At 59.0% G+C, this 6,962-nt stretch carries 6 protein-coding genes and 1 tRNA gene; 4 read left to right on the forward strand and 3 right to left on the reverse strand.

Going from position 1 to position 6,962, the window contains the following annotated elements; all coding sequences use genetic code 11:
- On the forward strand, positions 1-1,397 hold a 1,397-nt coding region (locus AC1DSG_RS25105), incomplete at its 5' end, for an MDR family MFS transporter (protein ID WP_477793304.1).
- A 119-nt stretch (positions 1,398-1,516) separates the two neighbouring features.
- Here AC1DSG_RS25105 and uvrB read toward each other — a convergent pair.
- Positions 1,517-3,532, reverse strand: coding sequence for an excinuclease ABC subunit UvrB (gene uvrB, locus AC1DSG_RS25110; protein WP_477793305.1), 2,016 nt, complete (start codon positions 3,530-3,532; stop codon positions 1,517-1,519).
- Between the two features lie 338 nt (positions 3,533-3,870).
- On the opposite strand from uvrB, the gene AC1DSG_RS25115 reads away from it, so the two are divergent.
- Both AC1DSG_RS25115 and AC1DSG_RS25120 read left to right on the forward strand, forming a co-directional pair.
- Entirely contained in the window at positions 3,871-5,067 is a 1,197-nt protein-coding gene (locus AC1DSG_RS25115; RefSeq protein WP_477793306.1) for an amino acid aminotransferase, read from the forward strand.
- A gap of 236 nt (positions 5,068-5,303) precedes the next feature.
- Complete coding sequence (locus AC1DSG_RS25120; RefSeq protein WP_477793307.1) at positions 5,304-5,504, forward strand: hypothetical protein; 201 nt, start codon at positions 5,304-5,306, stop codon at positions 5,502-5,504.
- Here the strand turns inward: AC1DSG_RS25120 and AC1DSG_RS25125 are convergent.
- Positions 5,501-5,731: a hypothetical protein gene (locus tag AC1DSG_RS25125; RefSeq protein ID WP_477793308.1), complete on the reverse strand. Its 231-nt coding sequence runs from the start codon at positions 5,729-5,731 to the stop codon at positions 5,501-5,503. The two genes, AC1DSG_RS25120 and AC1DSG_RS25125, sit on opposite strands and share 4 nt — an antisense overlap.
- A 227-nt stretch (positions 5,732-5,958) precedes the next feature.
- On the opposite strand from AC1DSG_RS25125, the gene AC1DSG_RS25130 reads away from it, so the two are divergent.
- Positions 5,959-6,034, forward strand: a tRNA-Asn gene (locus tag AC1DSG_RS25130).
- 151 nt (positions 6,035-6,185) lie between these two features.
- Here the strand turns inward: AC1DSG_RS25130 and sorB are convergent.
- Complete coding sequence (sorB, locus tag AC1DSG_RS25135; RefSeq protein ID WP_477793309.1) at positions 6,186-6,833, reverse strand: SorB family sulfite dehydrogenase c-type cytochrome subunit; 648 nt, start codon at positions 6,831-6,833, stop codon at positions 6,186-6,188.
- Positions 6,834-6,962: the final 129 nt, after the last annotated feature.

Here is a 6,962-nt window from a genome sequence, read left to right on the forward strand (position 1 = left end):
CCCTGGAAGAAGGCTCGTGGATTTCCACCTCGTACCTGGTGGCGGAAATCATCATGATCCCGCTGACTGCCTGGCTGGTGCAGTTGCTGTCCGCGCGACGACTGGCGGTCTGGGTGTCAATGGGCTTCCTCGTCGCCTCGCTGTTGTGCTCGATGGCGTGGAGCCTGGAAAGCATGATCGTCTTCCGTGCCTTGCAGGGCTTCACCGGCGGCGCGCTGATCCCGCTGGCGTTCACCCTCACGCTGATCAAGCTCCCTGAACACCACCGCGCCAAAGGCATGGCCATGTTCGCCATGACCGCCACCTTCGCGCCTTCCATCGGCCCGACACTGGGCGGCTGGCTGACTGAAAACTGGGGCTGGGAGTACATTTTCTACATCAACGTACCACCGGGCCTGATCATGATCGCCGGCCTGATGTATGGTCTGGAGAAGAAGGAAGCGCATTGGGAATTACTGAAAAGCACCGACTACATGGGCATTCTCACCCTCGGCGTCGGCCTCGGTTGTTTGCAGGTGTTTCTGGAAGAAGGCCACCGCAAAGACTGGCTGGAGTCGAACCYKATCGTGACCCTGGGCAGCATCGCACTGATCAGCCTGATCACCTTTGTGATCGTGCAAGTCTCCAGGCCCAACCCGCTGATCAACCTGGGCATCCTGCGCAACCGCAATTTCGGCTTGACGAGCATTTCCAGCCTGGGGATGGGCGTCGGGCTGTATGGCTCGATTTTCCTGTTGCCGCTGTACCTGGCGCAGATCCAGAACTACAACGCCCTGCAGATCGGCGAAGTGATCATGTGGATGGGCGTGCCGCAGCTGTTTCTGATTCCGCTGGTGCCCAAGCTGATGAAGTACATTTCGCCGAAGTGGCTGTGTACGTTGGGTTTCGGGTTGTTCGGGCTGGCGAGTTTTTATTCGGGGGTGCTGAACCCGGACTTTGCCGGGCCGCAGTTCAATCAGATCCAGCTCCTTCGCGCGATGGGCCAGCCTTTGATCATGGTCACCATTTCGCTGATTGCCACGGCGTACATCCTACCGCAGGACGCGGGCTCGGCGTCGAGCCTGTTCAACATCTTGCGCAACCTCGGCGGCGCGATTGGCATCGCCCTCCTCGCCACCCTGCTGGATGCGCGAACCAAGACTTACTTTGATTATTTGCGCGAAGCCATCGTGCCAAGCAATCCGCAGGTGGCGGAGCGGCTGGCGTCGATAGCGGACCGCCTGGGCAATGAGACGGCGGCGTTGGGTAAAATCAGTGAGATTGCGCATCAGCAGGCGTCGATCATGGCCTACAACGATGCGTTTCACTTTGTCGGGATTGCGCTGGGGGTGAGCATGCTGGCGATCTTGCTGACCAAGAAATTGCCGGAGGGGATTAAGGTTGGTGAGGCGCACTAGCGGGCATTTTCAGTGACCCATCTGCCGCCATCGCGAGCAAGCTCGGCTCYTACAGGTTTGGTGATCACCTGTARGAGCCGAGCTTGCTCGCGATGACGGTCTGTCAGCCACTGCACATCTCAGACAGTGATCAACCGCTCCCGCAACTTGCCAATCTCATCGCGCATCTGTGCCGCGGCTTCAAACTCCAGATCACGCGCCAACGCATACATCTTCTCTTCCAAGGCTTTGATGCGCTTGGCGATCTCGCCGGGCGAGCGCAGTTCGGCCTCGTACTTGGCGCTTTCCTCGGCAGCCTTGGCCATGCCTTTGCGCTTCTTGCTGCGCGAACCCGGCACAGTGGCGCCTTCCATGATGTCGGCGACGTCCTTGAACACGCCCTTGGGCGTGATGCCGTTGGCCAGGTTGAAAGCGATCTGTTTGTCGCGACGACGCTCGGTTTCGCCGATCGCCCGCTCCATGGAGCCGGTGATACGGTCGGCGTACAAAATTGCCCGACCGTTGAGGTTACGCGCCGCCCGGCCGATGGTCTGGATCAGCGAGCGCTCGGAGCGCAGGAAGCCTTCCTTGTCCGCATCGAGAATCGCCACCAGCGACACTTCCGGCATGTCCAGGCCTTCACGCAGCAGGTTGATCCCCACCAGCACATCGAACGTACCGAGGCGCAAATCGCGAATGATTTCCACCCGCTCCACGGTGTCGATATCCGAGTGGAGATAACGCACACGAACACCGTGGTCGGCCAGGTAATCGGTCAAATCCTCAGACATGCGCTTGGTCAGGGTCGTGACCAAAACCCGCTCTTCCAGCGCCACGCGCTTGCCGATTTCCGAGAGCAAGTCGTCGACCTGGGTCAGCGCCGGGCGGATCTCGATTTGCGGATCGACCAGCCCCGTCGGCCGCACCAACTGCTCAACGACGCGGCCTGCATGCTCTGCCTCGTAATTTCCGGGCGTCGCCGAGACAAAAATCGTCTGCGGGCTGATACTTTCAAACTCGTCAAAACGCATCGGCCGGTTATCCAGCGCCGACGGCAGGCGGAAACCGTATTCCACCAGCGTCTCTTTACGCGAACGGTCGCCCTTATACATGGCGCCCACTTGCGGCACGCTGACGTGAGATTCGTCGATCACCAACAACGCGTCGGCCGGCAGGTAGTCGAACAACGTCGGCGGCGCCTGACCGGATTCACGGCCAGACAGGTAGCGCGAGTAGTTTTCGATACCGTTGCAATAACCCAGCTCGAGGATCATCTCCAGATCGAAGCGGGTGCGCTGCTCCAGACGCTGGGCTTCAACCAGTTTGTTGTTGGTACGCAGGTAATCCAGACGCTCCTGCAACTCGACCTTGATCCCTTCGATGGCGCCGAGCAGGGTTTCTCGCGGCGTCACGTAGTGGCTTTTCGGATAGAACGTGAAGCGTGGCAGCTTGCGGATCACTTCGCCGGTCAGCGGATCGAAAGCTGACAGACTCTCGACCTCGTCATCGAACAGCTCGATGCGGATCGCTTCAAAATCGGATTCCGCCGGGTGGATATCAATCACATCACCCCGAACCCGGAAGGTTGCACGGGCGAAGTCCATGTCGTTGCGGGTGTATTGCAAGTCCGCCAGGCGACGCAGCAAGGCACGCTGATCGAGTTTGTCGCCGCGATCCACGTGCAACACCATTTTCAAATAGGTTTCCGGGCTACCCAGACCGTAGATGCACGACACGGTGGTGACGATGATCGCGTCTTTGCGCTCCAGCAACGCCTTGGTCGCGGACAGGCGCATCTGCTCGATGTGGTCGTTGATCGAGGCGTCTTTCTCGATGAAGGTGTCGGACGACGGCACGTAGGCTTCGGGCTGGTAATAGTCGTAGTAGGAAACGAAGTACTCCACCGCGTTGTTCGGGAAAAACGCCTTGAACTCTCCGTACAACTGCGCCGCCAGGGTCTTGTTCGGTGCCAGCACCAGGGTCGGACGCTGCACTTGCGCGATCACGTTGGCGATGCTGAAGGTCTTGCCGGAGCCTGTCACACCGAGCAACGTCTGGTGCGCCAGCCCGGCTTCGATGCCTTCCACCATCAGGCGGATGGCTTCCGGCTGATCGCCGGCGGGCTCGAAGCGGGTGACTAGCTGGAATTCAGACATTCGATACCCCTGGGGTCGCGCCTGACCGGTCAAACCGGACAGCAACGAGAAAGACCACAAACGACCGACGTCGCCCGAGGAAAAAACTGGATTGTGCTCAATGTGGAGTCGATTGCCTGGTCTTTCAAGGCAAACGTCCTACATCCCGTGAATCCTTTGACGACGCGAATCGACTAACGGTCGAAAAATAATCGAAAAAACTTAGCGGAAAAGCCGAAACGTCTGTCGCCATCGGTCGCCGATGGCCTCTATACTAGCTCCCCGTTTGTGCACCGCTCTAGTGCATTCGGCTGGAGCGCCACACGTCCCTCCACTCTCCATTCAGAGCCGCCGCAAAAATGAGCCTGTTCTCCGCTGTCGAAATGGCACCACGCGATCCAATCCTGGGCCTCAACGAAGCATTCAACGCCGATACCCGTACCAACAAGGTCAACCTGGGGGTCGGTGTTTATTGCAACGAGGAGGGGCGAATTCCACTCCTGCGCGCCGTTGTCGAAGCCGAGACGATTCGCGTCGCTCAACACGCTTCACGTGGCTACTTGCCAATCGATGGCATCGCTGCCTACGACCAGGCTGTGCAGAAACTGCTGTTCGGCAATGACTCGCCACTGATCGCCGCTGGCCGCGTCATCACTACCCAGGCTGTGGGCGGTACCGGCGCACTGAAAATCGGTGCCGACTTCCTCAAGCAACTGCTGCCGAACGCGGTCGTGGCGATCAGCGACCCAAGCTGGGAAAACCACCGCGCACTGTTCGAAACTGCCGGCTTCCCGGTGCAGAACTATCGCTACTACGACGCCGCGACCMACGACGTTAACCGTGCCGGCCTGCTGGAAGACCTGAACGCCCTGCCCTCCGGCTCGATCGTTGTGCTGCACGCCTGCTGCCACAACCCGACCGGCGTGGACCTGAGCCCGGCGGACTGGAACAACGTGCTGGAAGTCGTCAAAGCCAAAGGCCAYGTGCCGTTCCTCGACATGGCTTATCAGGGCTTTGGCGATGGCATCGATGAAGACGCCGCTGCTGTGCGCCTGTTCGCTGAATCGGGCCTGACGTTCTTCGTGTCCAGCTCGTTCTCCAAATCGTTCTCGCTGTACGGCGAGCGCGTTGGCGCCCTGTCGATCGTCAGCGAATCGAAAGAAGAAAGCGCGCGCGTGCTGTCGCAAGTCAAACGCGTGATCCGCACCAACTACTCCAACCCGCCAACCCACGGTGCAAGCATTGTCGCCGCTGTGCTGAACAGTCCGGTCCTGCGCGCCCAGTGGGAAGAAGAACTGGCTGAAATGCGCCTGCGGATTCGCGGCATGCGCATCCAGATGGTGGATCTGCTGGCGAAAAACGCCCCGCATCGCGACTTCAGCTTTGTCGGCCGTCAGCGCGGCATGTTCTCCTACTCCGGCCTGACGGTTGAGCAAGTCACCCGCCTGCGCACCGAGTTCGGCATCTACGCCCTGGACACCGGCCGCATCTGCGTGGCTGCGCTGAACCAGAGCAACATCGACGTGGTGACCAAGGCCATCGTTCAGGTGATCTGAGTCGTCCGGTGATATGAAAAACGGGAAGCCGATTGGCTTCCCGTTTTTTATTTGTGGCAGATAGTTTTCAAAGCAGCGACTGCGCCCTCTAAACTCCCCACCATTCAAAATGTAGGAGCTGGCTTGCCAGCGAAAGCGGTCGCCCAGCCAACAACAATGTTGAATGTGATGGCCTCATCGCTGGCAAGCCAGCTCCTACAGGTTTTGTGTACATCCAGGAATTTTGCGAGAAACCCATGAAAAACGATGACCTACGCGCAGACCGCGATGAGCTGGACCACTTCGTGCCTCGCACCCCGGCCAAACGCGGCAGTAACCTGGTAATGCAAGTTGCTGCGGGTGTATTTCTCGGCGGCCTGGCCTTGTGGCTGGTGCAACTGGCCGCCACGACGCTCTACGCCAAAATGATGCTCGGCACCTTTACCTTCGGCGGTTAAGCCAGTTCGGCGGCACGCTGACTGGCGGCGTCGTCATAGGCGACATAGAGCGACTCGGCAATCTGACTCTTGATCGCTTTGGTGCTTTCCAGGCCCAGAACAAAACCCTCGGCCTTGCCGCCGGCACGGTTCAACTCCTCAGCGGTGCTGGCCTGCGTGATTGCGTCGAACAGTTTTTCGGCGTGGGGGCCGACACCTTTGGGCAAGCTGATCTGAGCGATGCTCATACGAACACCCCATTGTTGTGAGGTGTGCAGGTTGGGTGATTCATGGCGCGTACCTTTTCGGCGAATGGCCGGCAGCGCGTGTTACCACTTCCGGGCGGCCATGGTAGACCTCTGGGACGAATCTGGTAACCGCCCATGGCCGATAAACCACCGCTGGTCCCGACGAATTGCCCATGTTGCTATCCGGCGCTTGACTTCTCTTTTTGAATCAGTAACATAGGCGCCATTCCGCGATAGCTCAGTTGGTAGAGCAAGTGACTGTTAATCACTGGGTCCCTGGTTCGAGTCCAGGTCGTGGAGCCATACAAGGTTCAGAGAAAGTTTTCAAAATCTCTGAAACGCCGAAAAAACCCGCCTTCTCAGGCGGGTTTTTTCGTTTCTGGCGTTCCATCGGACTTTGGTGGATACAACCATCAGAGGGCAGGTTCCCGGCAGAGCCAAGCCGGGAATGASTTTACTGCTTCAATATAAACGTAGTCAGGGTTTGCAGATCGTCCGGGCTCAACTGCGCAAAAGGCGGCATCGGGATATCCCCCCATTTGCCGGCACCACCGTGCTGAATGCTGGACGTAACCTTGACCAGCGCCTGTGGATCATTGGCGTACTTGGCAGCCACATCGTGATAAGCCGGGCCTACGACCTTATGATCGATCGCGTGGCAGGACAGACAGGCGTTGTTCTGGAGCAGAGCCATGGCATCGGATTTTGCGGCAGGCGCCGCCGGGGGCTGGCTTGCCGTCGGGCTCGAGGCCGCCTGCACATCGGCATCGTTCGTATGAGCACTACCGTAGGTCACCGCAAGGTAGACGCCGATCATGCTCACATCCTGATCGCTGATCGGAGCCCCATACACCTTCTGCATCTTGCCCGCTTCTGCCGTCCATTGCGCCAGGCTCATGCCAGGAGGCTGGAAGTTGATGTAATCCGCCGAGTGACAGGTGGCACATTTCTGCTGGGCCAGCTGATAACCAGGCAGCGCATTGGGCTTGAGCACAGCCGTTTCCGGCGGCAACGTGATCGACAGTGGCGCTGCACTAGCCAGGGTTGCCAAACAAACCTGAGCCGCGCAGAGCAAGGTAGTCATGCGTTTCATGAGTTTCATGCGGGCCCCTCAGGCGACAGTCACGTGGCTGGTTTCTATGACATTGCGGCGGTAGCCACTAGGGTTCCAGTCAGCTCGCAGCGGTTGCGTCTCGCCCGCACTGTTACTGGCTCGCACCATCAATTGTGT

This window comes from Pseudomonas sp. P5_A12, assembly GCF_056400685.1.